The following is a 13,731-nucleotide window of genomic DNA, read 5'->3' as shown; positions in this document are numbered from 1 at the left end:
ATGGCAAGGCCTACGGGGAATCGCACGCAGGAGGTCGCCGATCGCGACCTGCTCGGGACCTATCTGGCCGAGATCGGCAGGGTTCCGCTGCTCACCGCGGAGGAGGAGGTCGAGCTCGCCAAGCGGATCGAGGCGGGGCTGTTCGCCGAGCAGCTGCTCGACAGCGGGGGCTCCGAGCCGCGTATCGGGGACGCGGCCGACGAGGAGCTCGAGCGCCTGGCGGTTTCGGGACGGCGCGCCAAGGACGAGTTCATCCAGGCCAACCTGCGCCTGGTGGTGGCTGTCGGACGGAAGTACTCGGGGCGGGGCATGCCGCTGATCGACCTGGTCCAGGAGGGCAACCTGGGCCTGGTACGGGCGGTGGAGAAGTTCGACTACCGGCGGGGGTACAAGTTCTCGACCTACGCCACCTGGTGGATCAGGCAGTCGGTGGGGCGCGCCATCCACGAGCAGGCCAGGCCGGTGCGGCTGCCCACTCACGCGGGCGAGCAGATGACCAGGCTCATGCGGGTCCGGCGCGACATGCTGGCCGAGTTCGACGCCGAGCCGACCGACGACGACCTCGCCCGGGTGCTCGACCTGCCGATCGAGCGGGTGCGCGAGCTGCGCCGCTGGGCCTCCGACCCGGTCTCGCTCCAGCTCGGCGTGGGTGACGAGGACGAGACCGAACTGGGCGACATGATCGCCGACGAGACGTGGGCCGATCCCGAGCAGCAGGCGATCGACATCCTGGAGCGCGAGCGTCTCGACGAGTGGCTGACCGGGCTGGAGGGCCCGACCAGCGAGATGCTGCGCTGGCGCTACGGCCTGCTCGACGGGCGCGAGCACACGCTGACGGAGGTGGGGGAGCGCTACGGCATCGGCCGCGACCGCGCCCGCCGCATCGAGCGCGACGCCCTGGCCAGGCTCCGCAAGATGGCCTCGGCCGCCGCCTGACCGAGCCCTTCTCCGGCCGATTCTCCGGGCGCTTCGCCGGCCCCTTCGCCGCGCGTGGCCGCGCCCCGCGGGATCCGGCCGGTGGGCGCGGCCGGGGCCCGCTCGCGCGGGCCGCCCCGGCCACCCCGCCGCTCCATGACGGTTGCGGCGCGCGGGCCACAGAGGCGGTTGCGGCCGCCGGCGTACGCCGCCACGGCGGCCCTGAGGGCCCGCCCGTGGCTATCGGGCCAGCGGGGTCAGGTAGGTGTCCAGGTCGTCGAGGATCTTGCCGGCCGCCGTGACGCCGATGCCGAGCATCCACACCTCGTCGTCCACGTCGTGGGCGTGGCCGGAGGTCACCGCGCCGAGGTTCTTCCACAGCGGGCCGCCCGTGACCTCTGCCTGGCTCTTGGCGGCGGCGTCGCCGTACGCGCTGTAGAACAGGGCGTCGCCGTCGGCCTTCGCGATGTTCTCCTGGCTCAGCTTGCCGAAGCGCTTGTCGTCCTGGTCGGCGAGCAGCTGCGCCTCCGGGCGCTGGACGCCCGCGTCGCCGAGCACGATGCCGCTGAAGGACTCGGGGCCGTACATCCTGATCTCGGTCGGCATGAATCGCACGATGCTCACCTTCAGCTTCGCGAACTTCGCGCCGACCTGCTCGGCGCGACCCTCGTAGGCCGACAGCAGCTTCTCGGCCTCGGCCTTCCTGCCGAGCGCGTCGGCGTCGAGGAGGAAGTTCTCCTTCCAGGTGACGCCGACCTTCTCGGTGAAGACGGTGGGCGCGATCCTGCTGAGCTTGTCGTAGAAGGCGGCCTGGCGGAACTTGGTGCCGAGGATGAGGTCGGGCTTCAGCGCGGTGATCGCCTCCAGGTTGGGCTGCTGGAGGGTGCCGACCGACGTGGTGGCCGACAGCGCGGAGCCCAGGTAGGCGGGCCACTTCTGGTTCTCGGCCGCCTGCGCGGCGCCGACGGGCGTCAGGCCGAGCGACACCATGGTGTCCAGCTTGTCGGTGTCGAGGACGACGACCCGCTTGGGCGTCTGGGGGACCTTCGTCTCCCCCATCGCGTGCTTGATCGCCCGGGTGGGCCCCGTGGCCGTCCCTTCGGGGGTGGAGGTGCCGCACGCGGTGAGCGCGAGGGCGGACAGCAGGGCGGCCGTGAGCCCGGCCAGACGGAACGTCATCACAGTTTCCTTGATCGCTTAGGTTAGGCAACCCTAAGTGTAGTACCGGTCTGTCCGAAACACCCGCGAAACACCGGGGTGCGGAGTTTCACGCATGCGAAACATGCGGCGTCAAACCACGAAACGGCGGAAGAAGACGCTGAGGCGACACGTCAGTGCGCTGCTGGGGGCATCCACTGCGACACGTACAGGCCGAAAGTGAAGGAGGGTCGCGTCGATGATCGATAGCGGCACTACCGCCTGGATGCTGGTATGCACCGCCCTGGTGCTGCTGATGACTCCGGGCCTCGCGTTCTTCTATGGGGGCATGACCAGGGCCAAGAGCGTCCTCAACATGATGATGATGTCGTTCGTCAGCATCATCGTGGTGACGATCGCCTGGGTCCTTTACGGCTACTCGCTGGCGTTCGACGCCTCGGGCAGCGACACGCTGAACTTCGTCGTCGGCGGCCTGGACAATCTCGGCCTGGCCGGCGTCTTCAACGCGGTGTACGAGGGTCTGATCGTCCAGGGCGGTCAGGTGACGGCCGAGGCGGCGGCGGCCGACAACTTCCCGATGATGGTCTTCTCCGCCTTCCAGCTCACGTTCGCGATCATTACGGTCGCTCTGATCAGCGGCGCCATCGCCGACCGCGCCAAGTTCGGCGCCTGGGTGCTGTTCTCCCTGGTGTGGGCGACGGTCGTGTACTTCCCCGTGGCCCACTGGGTGTGGGGCGGCGGCTGGCTCGGGCAGCTCGGCATCGAGGACTTCGCGGGCGGCACCGTGGTCCACATCAACGCCGGAGCCGCGGCCCTCGCGCTCGCGCTCGTGCTCGGCAGGCGCCAGGGCTGGCGCAAGGAGCCGATGCGCCCGCACAACCTGACGCTGGTCCTGCTCGGCACCGGCCTGCTGTGGTTCGGCTGGTTCGGCTTCAACGCCGGCTCCGAGCTCGCCCCCGACCAGACCGCGGGTCTGGCCTTCATGAACACGCAGATCGCCACCGCCGTCGCGGCCGGCGCCTGGCTCGTCGTCGAGAAGCTGCGCGACGGCCACGCCACCACGCTCGGCGTCGCCTCGGGCGCCGTCGCCGGTCTGGTCGCCATCACGCCCGCGTGCGGCTTCGTCGACCCGTGGGCGGCCCTCGTCATCGGCCTGCTGGCGGGCGTGGCCTGCGCCTACGCGGTCGGCCTGAAGTACCGCCTGGGCTTCGACGACTCGCTCGACGTGGTCGGCGTGCACCTGGTCGGCGGCGTCGTCGGCGCGGTCTCCCTGGGCTTCTTCGCCGCCTACCCCTTCCTCGAGCAGCAGAACGAGGGCCTGCTCTACGGCGGCCCGATCAGCCAGCTCGGCCTGCAGATCCTCGGTCCCGTCGCGGTCGGCGGCTACTCCTTCGTGGTGTCGTGGGTCGCCGCCAAGGTGATCGACAGGACAATGGGCTTCAGGGTCGACGCCGACCAGGAGCTCGCCGGCGTCGACATCACCATGCACGCCGAGACCGGCTACGACCTGGGCACCGTGTACGCCTCAGGCGTGAGCCCGTCGACGGCGCTCGCCACGACGACCTCGAAGAAGGTGGACGCATGAGGCTCATCACCGCGGTCATCAAGCCCTTCAAGCTCGACGACGTGAAGGCCGCCCTCGAGCAGTTCGGCATCAAGGGCATGACGGTCAGCGAGGCCAGCGGCTACGGCCGCCAGCGCGGGCACACCGAGGTGTACCGCGGCGCCGAGTACCAGGTCGACCTGGTCCCCAAGGTCCGCCTGGAGGTGCTGGCCGAGGAGGACGACGCCGACGACGTCATCGACGTCATCGTCAAGGCGGCCCAGACCGGCAAGATCGGCGACGGCAAGGTGTGGTCCGTACCCGTCGACACCGTGATCCGGGTGCGCACCGGAGAGCGCGGTCCCGAAGCCCTGTGACCACGGAAGCGCGGTGACCATGACGGAGCCGAGGCGCGGCGAGGAGCCCGGCCGGAGGACACGGTGAGAGCAGACGCCCGCTCGTTCGCCGCGACCCGCAAGGAGCGGGCCGCGGACACCGACCGCTGGCTGAAGGACCTCCTGCGCACGGCCCATCCCGGCGGCGAGGGCGTCGCGCTCGTCGCCGTCGGCTCCCTCGGCAGGGGAGAGCTGGCCCCCGGCAGCGACCTCGACCTGGTCATGCTGCACGACGGCGGCGAGGACGTCGCCAGGATCGCCGACCGGATCTGGTACCCGATCTGGGACTCCGGCGTCGGCCTCGACCACTCCGTCCGCACGGTCGAGGAGGCCGTGAAGGTCGCCCGCGAGGACCTGAAGGTCGTGCTCGGCCTCATCCAGGCCAGGCACGTGGCAGGCGACCCCGAGCTGACCAGGAAGGCGCGGGAGACCGTGCTCGCCGACTGGCGTGCCGACTCCCGCCGCCGGCTCGCCGAGCTGCGCGAGGCGGCCGACAGGCGCGCCCGGAGCAGCGGCGAGCTGGCCTTCCGCCTCGAGCCCGACCTCAAGGACGGCCGCGGCGGGCTGCGCGACGTCCAGGCCATGCAGGCGGTCGCCGCCGCCTGGGTGGCCTCCGCCCCCGGCCCGCGCGTCCGCGAGGCCTACGAGCTGGTTCTCGACGTCAGGCACGCGCTCCACGTCGTCACCGCCCGCGGCGCCGACCGGCTGGTGCTGCAGGAGCAGGACGCGGTGGCGGGAACGCTCGGCCTGCTCGACGCCGAGGCGTTGATGCGCAGGCTCGCCGAGGCGGGCAGGACCGTCTCGCACGCCTTCGACGCCACCTGGCGTACCGTCGACCGGCTGCTGTCCGGCCCGATCCCCCGCGGCCGCAGGCCGCTGGCCGACGGCGTGGTCGAGCACGCCGGCGAGGTCGTGCTGGCCCGCGGCGCCACGCCCCGCACCGACCCGGTGCTCGTGCTGCGCGCCGCCGCCGCTGCCGCCGAGTCGGGGCTGCCGCTGGCCCCCGCCACCGTCTCCGTGCTGGCCGCCCAGTCGGCGCCCATGCCGGTGCCGTGGCCCGACGAGGCGCGCGACGCGCTGGTGGCCCTGCTCGGCGCCGGGCGCGCCGCCGTACCGGTGTGGGAGGAGCTCGACCAGGCCGGGATCCTGGTGAAGCTGCTGCCCGACTGGGAGCGCGTACGGCACCGCCCGCAGCGCAACCCCATCCACCGCTTCACCGTCGACCGGCACCTCATCGAGGCCGCGGCCAACGCCGCCGCCCACACCCGCGAGGTCGCCCGCCCCGACCTGCTGCTGATCGCCGCTCTCCTGCACGACGTCGGCAAGGGCTGGCCGGGCGACCACTCGGCCACCGGCGAGGTGGTCGTGCGCGACATCGGCGCCCGCGTCGGGCTGCCGCCGCAGGACGTCGAGATCCTCGCCAGCGTCGTCCGCCACCACCTGCTGCTGCCGGAGACCGCGACCAGGCGCGACCTCGACGACCCCGTGACGATCGAGAAGGTCGCCGGCGCGGTCGGCTCGCGCGAGGTGCTCGACCTGCTGGCCGCGCTCGCCGTCGCCGACGGCCACGCGACGGGGCCCGCCGCGTGGAACTCGTGGAAGGCCGCGCTCGTCGACGACCTCGTCCGCAGGGTGCGCAGCGCGCTGTCGGGCTCGCCGCTGCCTCCCGTGCCCACCCTCTCGCCCGCCCAGGCCGCCCTCGCCAGGCACGGCGGCGGCGCGATCCGAGTGAATGGGACAAACGTCACAGTCGTCGCCCCCGACCGTCCCGGCCTGCTGTGGCGCGCGGCCGGCGTTCTGGCCGCCCACCGGATGATCGTCCGCTCCGCCTCGGCCGCCTCCGCGAGCGCCACGGCCGTGATCGAGTTCTCCGTCGTGCCCGAGTACGGCACGCCCCCCGACCCGGCGACCCTCGAGGCCGACCTGCGCCTGGTCCTGGCCGGACGCCTGGACATCGAGCAGCGGCTGGCTCGCCGCGCCCGGTCGGTGCGACCCGCCAGGGTGCCGGTCGCCCCACCCCGCGTCACCCTGATCGAGGACGCCTCCGCCACGGCCACCGTGGTGGAGGTCCGCGCCCACGACCGCCCGGGCCTTCTGTGGCGCATCGGCAGAGCTTTCGGTGAGTGCGGGCTTGACGTGAAAGCCGCTCGCGTGGAGACTCTCGGCGCGGAGGCGGTTGACGTCTTCTACGTAGTGGACCGCGCCGGGCGCCCCCTCAGCGACGACGCGCAGCGGACCCAAGTCCGCGATCACGTGCTCGCCGCGCTCCGGTAACCAACGGCAACGGTCTGCGGTCACCTTTGTAACGATTGTGTCCGTTTTGCCTGGTACGCGAGTTGTGGCGGATACGTTGTGGGGCGAATTACGGTCTTTATGATTCCTGTTGCGGACAGGGTTGAGGGGTAACGACGGCTGTGACGACGGTGACATCCGACGGCGGAAGTACCGCCAGGCGGGACCGCGGGAAGCGGTCGATGCCACGAATGGGACTGCGTAACTGGCGCGTGAGATCTCGTCTCACCGCGCTCATCCTGGTACCCACCATCGCGGGTGTGGTCCTCGGCGGAGCGAGGGTCGTCTCCTCCGTCGACAGCATCGGCGTCTACGACCGCACCGTGGTCATCGCCGGGCAGGCGACCCACATCCGCGATCTGGTCCAGGCGCTCGGAATGGAGCGTGACACTGGCGGCTGGTTCTACGCGACCAAGCAGCGCAGGCAGCTCAAAGAGCCCTACGAGGACAGCAAGGACGCCGTCGACAAGCAGGTCAAGGCCGTCCTGGCCGACCTCGCCGCCATGGACGCCGCCTACGGCCCCCGCGTCCAGCAGGCCGCCAAGGTCGCCGCCTCCCAGCTGAAGTCGCTGCCGGCCATCCGGTCGCAGCAGCGCGCCAGGCCCGACTCCGGCGCCTACCGCTACCTCGTCGAGCAGCTCGTCCGCGTGCACGAGGAGCTGAGCCTCCTCAACAACGACCCGCAGATCCTCGGTGACTTCCGCGCGCTGACCGTGCTGATGAAGGCCAAGGAGGCCGTCTCCAGGCAGCGGATCATGCTGCTGGAGTCCTACTACGGCACCTCCAAGGTCGACGCGCAGCGGGTGACCGACTTCATCGCCGCGGGCGCCGAGCAGTGGCAGCTGGTCAACAGCTTCGCCGCCGACGCCGGCGCCACCAGGGCCACGGCCCTCGCCACCGGACTCAAGAACGACAGCGACGTGGTCAGGGCCGAGCTGTCCAAGGCCCGCGCCATCCGGCTGACCAACGACGGCCCGGCCTTCCAGGCCAGGGCGCTGCTCGTCGACCCCACCCAGTGGTTCGAGGACAACGCCAAGGCCATCACGGTCATGCAGAAGGTCGAGTCGAACACCGACCCCAAGAACCTGGGTCTCGCCCAGGCCGTGACCAACAGGGCCGAGGAGCTGCGGAGCGCCGAACTGCGCACCGCCCTCGTCATCGGTGGCGCCATCCTGCTTCTGCTGCTCCTGGTGCTGCTCTTCACCGTCCTCATCGCCCGCTCGATGGTCACCCCGCTGCGCCGCCTGCGCAGCGAGGCGCTCGAGATCGCCGGCTCCCGGCTGCCCGACGTGGTGCGCAACCTGCGCGTCTCGGGCAACGCCACCGCGCCGGAGGTCGCGCCCATCGACGTCGAAGGCAAGGACGAGATCGGTGAAGTGGCGCAGGCCTTCGACGAGGTCCACCGCCAGGCCGTACGGCTGGCCGCCGAGGAGTCCGAGCTGCGCAGCAACATCAGCTCGATGTTCGTCAACCTCTCCCGGCGCACGCAGACGCTGGTGGAACGGCAGATCTCGCTGATCGACGGCCTGGAGAAGGGCGAGCAGGACGGCGGCCGCCTCGCCGACCTGTTCCGCCTCGACCACCTGGCCACGCGCATGCGCCGCAACTCGGAGAACCTCCTGGTCCTCGCCGGCCACGAGCCCACCCGCAGGCGCAGCCAGCCCGCCAAGCTCGTCGACGTCGTCCGCGCCGCCCTGTCGGAGGTCGAGGACTACGAGCGCGTCCAGGTCAAGGTGCACCGCGCGACCGCGGTCGTCGGCAGCGCCGCCAACGACCTGGTCCACCTGGTGGCCGAGCTGGTCGAGAACGCCATCCAGTTCTCGCCCAAGAACAGCCAGGTCCACGTCTCCAGCAGCATCATCGAAGGTGGCGGAGCGCTGCTGTCGGTGAGCGACCAGGGCATCTCCATGACCGAGGAGGAGCTCGCCGAGGCCAACCGCCGCCTGGCCGAGCCGCCCGTCGTGGACGTGTCGGTCTCGCGCCGCATGGGCCTGTTCGTGGTCGGCCGCCTCGCGCTGCGCCACGGCATCCGCGTGCAGCTGCGCAAGGGCGAGGGCACCGGGCTCCTCGCGATGGTCCTGCTGCCGCCGCCCCTGCTGGCCGACGGCAACCAGCCGCCGCCGCCCCCGCGGCCCGCCTTCGGCGGCAGCGCGTCCTCCGCGCCCGCCTTCGGCGCGCCCGCGCAGAACGGCGCCTTCACCGCGTTCGAGTCCTACGACTCCACCGCGAACGGACAGGGCACCCGGCAGGCCTTCGGCACCTTCACCGCCGACACGGGCGGCGACAGCGGCTTCTTCCGCCAGCAGCCCCAGGGCGAGCGCAACCCGTCGTTCCCGAGCATCGACCTGAGCGCGATGCCGAACCTCGACCAGACCGCGCCGCACCCGGGCCACTCGCACCCGTCCTTCCCCAGCCTCGACCAGGCCGGCCAGCACCCGTCCTTCCCCGGCGCCGAGCAGAACGGGCACCCGTCGTTCCCGAGCAGGGAGCAGAACGGTCAGTACCCGTCGCTCCCGGGCGCCGAGCAGAACGGGCACCCGTCGTTCCCGAGCAGGGAGCAGAACGGTCAGTACCCGTCGCTCCCCGGCACGGAGAAGAACGGGCGGTCACCGTCCTTCCCGAGCAGGGAGCAGAACGGTCAGTACCCGTCGCTCCCCGGCACGGAGAAGAACGGGCGGTCACCGTCCTTCCCGAGCGTCGACAGCGGGCTGCCGCGCCGCGGCCCCCGCGCCGACAGCGGCAACACCGGCGCCTTCACGTCGCCGCCCGCGACCGCGTCGCCGTCCTACCCGCCGGCCGAGCCGTACGGGTGGGAGGAGCACACCGCCGCCATGCCCGCGGTCGGCAGCTCGCCCCTGGAGCCCGAGCAGGAGGAGTTCCTGCCGATCTTCGCCGCGGTGGAGTCGGCGTGGTTCAGGCGGCCAGAGGAGGCCGCGCGACCGTCCGCCTCCGCGGGTCCCGCCACCGGCCCCTCCAGCGGCCCCACCAGCGCCCCCTCCACCAGCCCCGCCACCGGGAACCCGGCGGCGTCTTCGGCCGGAACTCCGGCGGGGGCTGCGGCAGGGTCTGCGGCGGCGCCCGGGCGGGAGCCCAAGTACCACCTGCCGGAGGCGCAGCGGCCCGCCCAGGCCGTACCCTCTGATGGTGACCAGTGGCGGACCCCCGCCGACGCGGGGTGGCGGGCGGCGGCCGCGGCCAGTGACCCGAGCCTCGGCGGCATCACCGCCGCCGGTCTCCCCAAGCGCACCCCGAAGGCGAACCTGGTCCCCGGCACGGCGGGTCAGGCGCCCCAGCAGATGACCCCGATGCCGCCGGTCTCGGCGGACCGGATCAGAAACCGGATGTCCAGCTTCCAGCAGGGCATCCGCCGGGGACGCGCGGAAGTGAACGATGAGTCCGCCCCGAACGGGTTGGATAAGGAGGACTTGGCGTGACGACCTTGAGCCACGAGGCCCATAGGTTCGACTGGCTGATCACTGACTTCGTCAGGAACACCCCCGGAGTGGCCCACGCCGTCGTCGTGTCGGCCGACGGCCTGTGCCTGGCCAGCTCCGAGGGCTTCCCGCCGGACCGGGCCGACCAGTTGGCGGCCGTGTCCGCGGGCCTGCTCAGCCTCACCGTCGGCGCATCGCGCGTCTTCGAGGGCGGCCCCGTGACCCAGACGGTCGTGGAGATGCAGCGTGGCCTGCTCCTGGTGATGGCCATCAGCGACGGTTCGGTCCTGACCGTCCTGGCCTCGCCCGACTGCGACATGGGTCTGGTGGCCTACCAGATGACCCTGCTGGTGGACCGCGCCGGTCAGGCGCTGACCCCGGCTCTCCGTGCGGAACTCCAGGCTGCCAGGACCCGGTGATGTGATGGTGTACGGGAGCGATGGGGCAGGGGACGAAGAGCCTCTGTTCCGTCCGTACGCAGTCACCGGCGGCAGGTCGGAACCCCGCTACCACTTGGCGATGGAGACGCTGATCTCCTCGATGTCGATCCCGGATGACGAGATGGCGCTGCTCACCCCCGAGCAGGAGGCCATCATGACGCTGTGCAGGTCGTTCCGGTCCGTCGCCGAGATCTCCGCGTTGCTGCGGGTCCCGCTCGGCGTGGCCAGGGTCGTCGTCGCCGACATGGCGGACGAAGGCCTCGTGCGCCTGCACCAGCCGCGTCTCGACCAGGGACAGCCAGACATGAACATGCTCGAAAGGGTGCTCAGTGGACTTCGCAGGCTCTAGCAGCGGCGGACTCACCTCGACGAAGATCGTCGTCGCGGGCGGGTTCGGCGTCGGCAAGACGACGTTCGTGGGTGCGGTGTCCGAAATTCTCCCGCTGACGACGGAAGCGGTCATGACCGATGCCTCAGCCGGCATCGACGACCTCGGCCTGACCCCGAACAAGCAGACCACCACCGTGGCCATGGACTTCGGCAGGCTCTCGCTCGACAGGGACCTCATCCTGTACCTGTTCGGCACGCCCGGCCAGCACCGGTTCTGGTTCATGTGGGACGACCTGGTCCGCGGCGCCATCGGCGCCGTCGTCCTGCTCGACACCCGCAGGCTCGCCGACTCCTTCCCCGCGATCGACTACTTCGAAGAGGCCAAGCTGCCCTTCGTCGTGGGCATCAACGGATGGGACGGGCAGTTCCTGCACTCGGAGGACGAGGTGCGGGAGGCGCTGGCGCTCGCCCCGCACATCCCGATCGTGCGGACCGACGCCCGCAACCGCGAGTCGGTCAAGGCGACGCTGATCTCCCTGGTGGAACACGTCGTCCGCGTCCGCGCCACCTACGGCGCCCCGGCCTGACCTCCTCCGGCTCCGGGGTTGGTGTTTGTCCCGGACTCGCGGCAGGCCGCCGTTCCTCTCGGTGGCCCGGGTTCGTTGGGTTGGTGTTTGTGCTGGTCTCGCGGCAGGCCGCCGTTCCTCTCGGCGGCCTGGGTTGGTTCGGTTGGTGTTTGTGCCGGTCTCGCGGCAGGCCGCCGTTCCTCTCGGCGGCCTGGGTTGGTTCGGTTGGTGTTTGTGCTGGTCTCGCGGCAGGCCGCCGTTCCTCTCGGCGGCCTTCCGCGTTCTCCCCTGCTCCCTCTACGGCAAGCCCGCTCGAGCCCACCCCGGGCACGGGGCTGGCGTCCGTCCAGGGAGACGGCCGGCCGGCGTGCGTGGCCGGCCGCCGTTACGCGGCACCTCCAGGCGCTCCCCACGGGACTGACGTCATCGCGTTGAGCACGGGGACCAGCTGTTCCTCCTCGTAGTCGAAGTGCGCTTCCAGCTCGGCCGCCAGCCTCTCGACCTCGCCGGCCGCGTCCCCGCCCTCGTCGAGCAGCTCGCGCAGCCTCCTGATCAGCCGGGCCACGACGGTGTGCTCCCGCCGCAGCCGAGCGAGCGCATCGGCGAGCTCGGGGTGCGTCTCCTCCAGATGCGGGAAGGCGACGTTGTCCTCGGCACCGTGGTGGAAGTGCAGCGCGTCGCAGAAGGTCAGGCAGTGGGCGCGCAGTTCCGCACTCAAGCCCTGCCCCTGCGCCGCCCCCTTCCTGACCTTCGCCAGCTCGTCACGCAGCCAGCCGTGCACCCGCGCCAGTTCGTCCCCGAACGCCCGCACCCGCGCCGCCGACTCCGCCCCCGGGCTTCCCTGTCCCGCGCCTCCGTCTGACCGGGCCGCGCCGGTCCCGCGCGTCACTGTCCCGGCGCCGCCCTCCGCGGCTGCCCCTGCCCCGGTCGCCCCTGCCCCGGTCACCCCTGTCTCGGCCGCCCCTGCCCCGGTCGCCCCTGCCCCGGTCACCCCTGTCTCGGTCACCTGTGTCCCGGTCACCCCCGTCTGAGCGGTCACCCCCGCCTGGGCGGTCACCCCCGTCTGAGCGGTCACCCCCGCCTGGGCGGTCACCCCCGTCTGAGCGGTCACCCCCGCCTGGGCGGTCACCCCCGCCTGGGCGGTCACCCCCGTCTGAGCCACCTTCGTCCCCGTCACACTCGTCTCGGTCTCCTGTGTCGCGGTCGGCCCGGTCGGCCCGGTGTCGGTCACCTCCGTCGCGGTGGCCCTTGTCTCGGGCACTTGTGTCTTGGGCGTGTTCGCGCTGGTCATGGGCATCTCGGGGGCGGGGGACTCGCGGGGGACAGTGTCGTCGCGGGTCGCCGGTCGGTCGAGGCGGTGGAGGGCGACGACCGGGATGACCCGCGACGTGTTCGCCTGGTAGGCGGCGAAGGCCGGGTCGATGGCGGCCTGCCGCTCGTACATCCGGTCCCGCTCCTCGCCCGCCAACGGCACCGCTCTCGCGGCGAACCGCTCCGACCCCAGCTCCACCACGACGTCCGGGTTGGCCAGCAGGTTGTGATACCAGGCAGGGTGCCTGTCCTGTCCCGCGTTGGAGCCGAACACCAGGATCCGCTCGCCGTCCCGCAGGTAGACGGCCGGGTTGGTCTTCACCGCGCCGCTCCTGGCGCCCACCGTCGTGAGCAGGACGAGCGGGGCGCCCTCGAACATGCCGCCGACGGTGCCCCCGTTCGCCCTGAACTCCTCGATGACCTGCTGATTGAAGTCCTCGGCCATTCGATATCCTTAGATGGTCAAGATGATTTGCTTTGCAAGCAAAGCTAATTTCATAGGCAAGGTATTTCGAGGAGTGGGCCGATGTCAACGGAGGGCCTGAGCGTCGATGAAGGGATCCGCACGCTGCTGCTGCTGATGCCGCGCATGGTCGGGCGCGTGAAGCGGATCAAGATTCCGGAAGAGCTGCAGTCGCTGTCGCTGGCGCCGCGTCACCTGTCGCTGCTGGCGTACCTGCTGTTCGACGGTCCCACCACGGTGAACGACCTGGCGGCCCGGCTGGAGGTGGCGCCCGCGACCGTAAGCCTCATGGTCGGGGACCTGAGCCGCAAAGGCGTGCTGGAGCGGCGCGAGGACGACGCCGACCGGCGCCGGACGATCGTCAGCATCGCCGCGGCGCACCAGACCTCGATCGAGGAGTGGCTGGGGCGAGGGGCGGGCGCGTGGCGGAAGGCGCTGGAGCCGCTCACACCGGAGCAGCGCAGGATGTTCATCGACACCCTCCTGGCCTACGAGCGCGAGATCGGGGCCTGACCGGGCGAACGACCGGACGGCCCATCTCTCCACCGGTGGTCTCGCCGCTCGAGCGGTCGTCGATCAGCGTGCTTGCTGTCCTGGCTCATCGGCACACGTTCCGTGCCGCCGCAGGGTTGCGTGCCCGAGGGTCCGAAGGCTCGTCCAAGATGCGGGCTGATCTCCCCCCGGGAGTCCGTCGGCCCCGTGCGGGCCGCGTCGGAGTGGTTGGCGGGTACGGGTGCGGGGTCGGCCTGCGTTGGAGTGGTTGGCGGGTACGAGTGCGGGCCTGTGTTGGAGTGGTTGGCGGGTACGGGTGCGGGGTCGGCCTGCGTTGGAGTGGTTGGCGGGTACGAGTGCGGGCCTGTGTTGGAGTGGTTGGCGGGTACGGT

11 protein-coding genes are annotated in these 13,731 nt (G+C 71.4%); 9 read left to right on the top strand and 2 right to left on the bottom strand.

All coding sequences use genetic code 11. The annotated features are described in order from the left end of the window. Positions 1-936 carry a sigma-70 family RNA polymerase sigma factor gene (locus ACWENQ_RS41580; RefSeq protein ID WP_452419238.1) on the top strand — a complete coding sequence of 312 codons (936 nt, stop codon included), beginning with the start codon at positions 1-3 and terminating at the stop codon, positions 934-936. Between the two features lie 219 nt (positions 937-1,155). Here ACWENQ_RS41580 and ACWENQ_RS41575 read toward each other — a convergent pair whose 3' ends face one another. Then, the gene (locus ACWENQ_RS41575) at positions 1,156-2,094 is read right to left on the bottom strand and encodes an ABC transporter substrate-binding protein (protein ID WP_449931115.1); all 939 of its coding nucleotides are present in this window, start codon (positions 2,092-2,094) and stop codon (positions 1,156-1,158) included. Between the two features lie 217 nt (positions 2,095-2,311). Between ACWENQ_RS41575 and ACWENQ_RS41570 the strand changes: the two genes are divergently transcribed. The 7 genes from ACWENQ_RS41570 to ACWENQ_RS41540 all read left to right on the top strand — a co-directional run bounded on the left by ACWENQ_RS41570 (position 2,312) and on the right by ACWENQ_RS41540 (position 11,094). Next, positions 2,312-3,658 (top strand): ammonium transporter, encoded by a 1,347-nt coding sequence (locus tag ACWENQ_RS41570; protein ID WP_449931113.1) that lies wholly within the window; start codon positions 2,312-2,314, stop codon positions 3,656-3,658. Continuing rightward, the gene (locus tag ACWENQ_RS41565; RefSeq protein WP_354922440.1) at positions 3,655-3,993 is read left to right on the top strand and encodes a P-II family nitrogen regulator; all 339 of its coding nucleotides are present in this window, start codon (positions 3,655-3,657) and stop codon (positions 3,991-3,993) included. Before ACWENQ_RS41570 ends, ACWENQ_RS41565 begins: the two co-directional genes overlap by 4 nt. Before the next feature lie 63 nt (positions 3,994-4,056). Continuing rightward, positions 4,057-6,285 carry a [protein-PII] uridylyltransferase gene (locus ACWENQ_RS41560; protein ID WP_452419236.1) on the top strand — a complete coding sequence of 743 codons (2,229 nt, stop codon included), beginning with the start codon at positions 4,057-4,059 and terminating at the stop codon, positions 6,283-6,285. 230 nt (positions 6,286-6,515) lie between these two features. Further along, positions 6,516-9,737, top strand: a complete 3,222-nt coding sequence (locus ACWENQ_RS41555; RefSeq protein ID WP_452419234.1) for a nitrate- and nitrite sensing domain-containing protein — start codon at positions 6,516-6,518, stop codon at positions 9,735-9,737. Further along, positions 9,734-10,156, top strand: a complete 423-nt coding sequence (locus tag ACWENQ_RS41550; RefSeq protein WP_183648813.1) for a roadblock/LC7 domain-containing protein — start codon at positions 9,734-9,736, stop codon at positions 10,154-10,156. The genes ACWENQ_RS41555 and ACWENQ_RS41550 overlap by 4 nt, the downstream gene beginning before the upstream one ends. 7 nt (positions 10,157-10,163) lie before the next feature. Beyond that, positions 10,164-10,526 (top strand): DUF742 domain-containing protein, encoded by a 363-nt coding sequence (locus tag ACWENQ_RS41545; protein WP_449931183.1) that lies wholly within the window; start codon positions 10,164-10,166, stop codon positions 10,524-10,526. Continuing rightward, the gene (locus ACWENQ_RS41540) at positions 10,507-11,094 is read left to right on the top strand and encodes a GTP-binding protein (RefSeq protein WP_354922453.1); all 588 of its coding nucleotides are present in this window, start codon (positions 10,507-10,509) and stop codon (positions 11,092-11,094) included. The genes ACWENQ_RS41545 and ACWENQ_RS41540 overlap by 20 nt, the downstream gene beginning before the upstream one ends. 364 nt (positions 11,095-11,458) lie before the next feature. Here ACWENQ_RS41540 and ACWENQ_RS41535 read toward each other — a convergent pair whose 3' ends face one another. Then, on the bottom strand, positions 11,459-12,829 hold the full coding sequence (locus tag ACWENQ_RS41535; RefSeq protein WP_452419232.1) for a nitroreductase/quinone reductase family protein: 1,371 nt from the start codon (positions 12,827-12,829) through the stop codon (positions 11,459-11,461). A gap of 81 nt (positions 12,830-12,910) precedes the next feature. On the opposite strand from ACWENQ_RS41535, the gene ACWENQ_RS41530 reads away from it, so the two are divergent. Continuing rightward, entirely contained in the window at positions 12,911-13,360 is a 450-nt protein-coding gene (locus tag ACWENQ_RS41530) for a MarR family transcriptional regulator (protein ID WP_452419230.1), read from the top strand. The last annotated feature ends 371 nt before the right edge of the window (positions 13,361-13,731 follow it).

It is taken from the genome of Nonomuraea sp. NPDC004354, assembly GCF_053602555.1.
This window is presented reverse-complemented; position numbering and strand designations above follow the sequence as displayed.

Excerpts from the sequence above, each read along its gene's own strand:
- ACWENQ_RS41580 (WP_452419238.1), top strand. The coding sequence starts at position 1 with ATGGCAAGGCCTACGGGGAATCGCACGCAGGAGGTCGCCGATCGCGAC.
- ACWENQ_RS41575 (WP_449931115.1), bottom strand. The coding sequence starts at position 2,094 with ATGACGTTCCGTCTGGCCGGGCTCACGGCCGCCCTGCTGTCCGCCCTC.
- ACWENQ_RS41570 (WP_449931113.1), top strand. The coding sequence starts at position 2,312 with ATGATCGATAGCGGCACTACCGCCTGGATGCTGGTATGCACCGCCCTG.
- ACWENQ_RS41565 (WP_354922440.1), top strand. The coding sequence starts at position 3,655 with ATGAGGCTCATCACCGCGGTCATCAAGCCCTTCAAGCTCGACGACGTG.
- ACWENQ_RS41535 (WP_452419232.1), bottom strand. The coding sequence starts at position 12,829 with ATGGCCGAGGACTTCAATCAGCAGGTCATCGAGGAGTTCAGGGCGAAC.
- ACWENQ_RS41530 (WP_452419230.1), top strand. The coding sequence starts at position 12,911 with ATGTCAACGGAGGGCCTGAGCGTCGATGAAGGGATCCGCACGCTGCTG.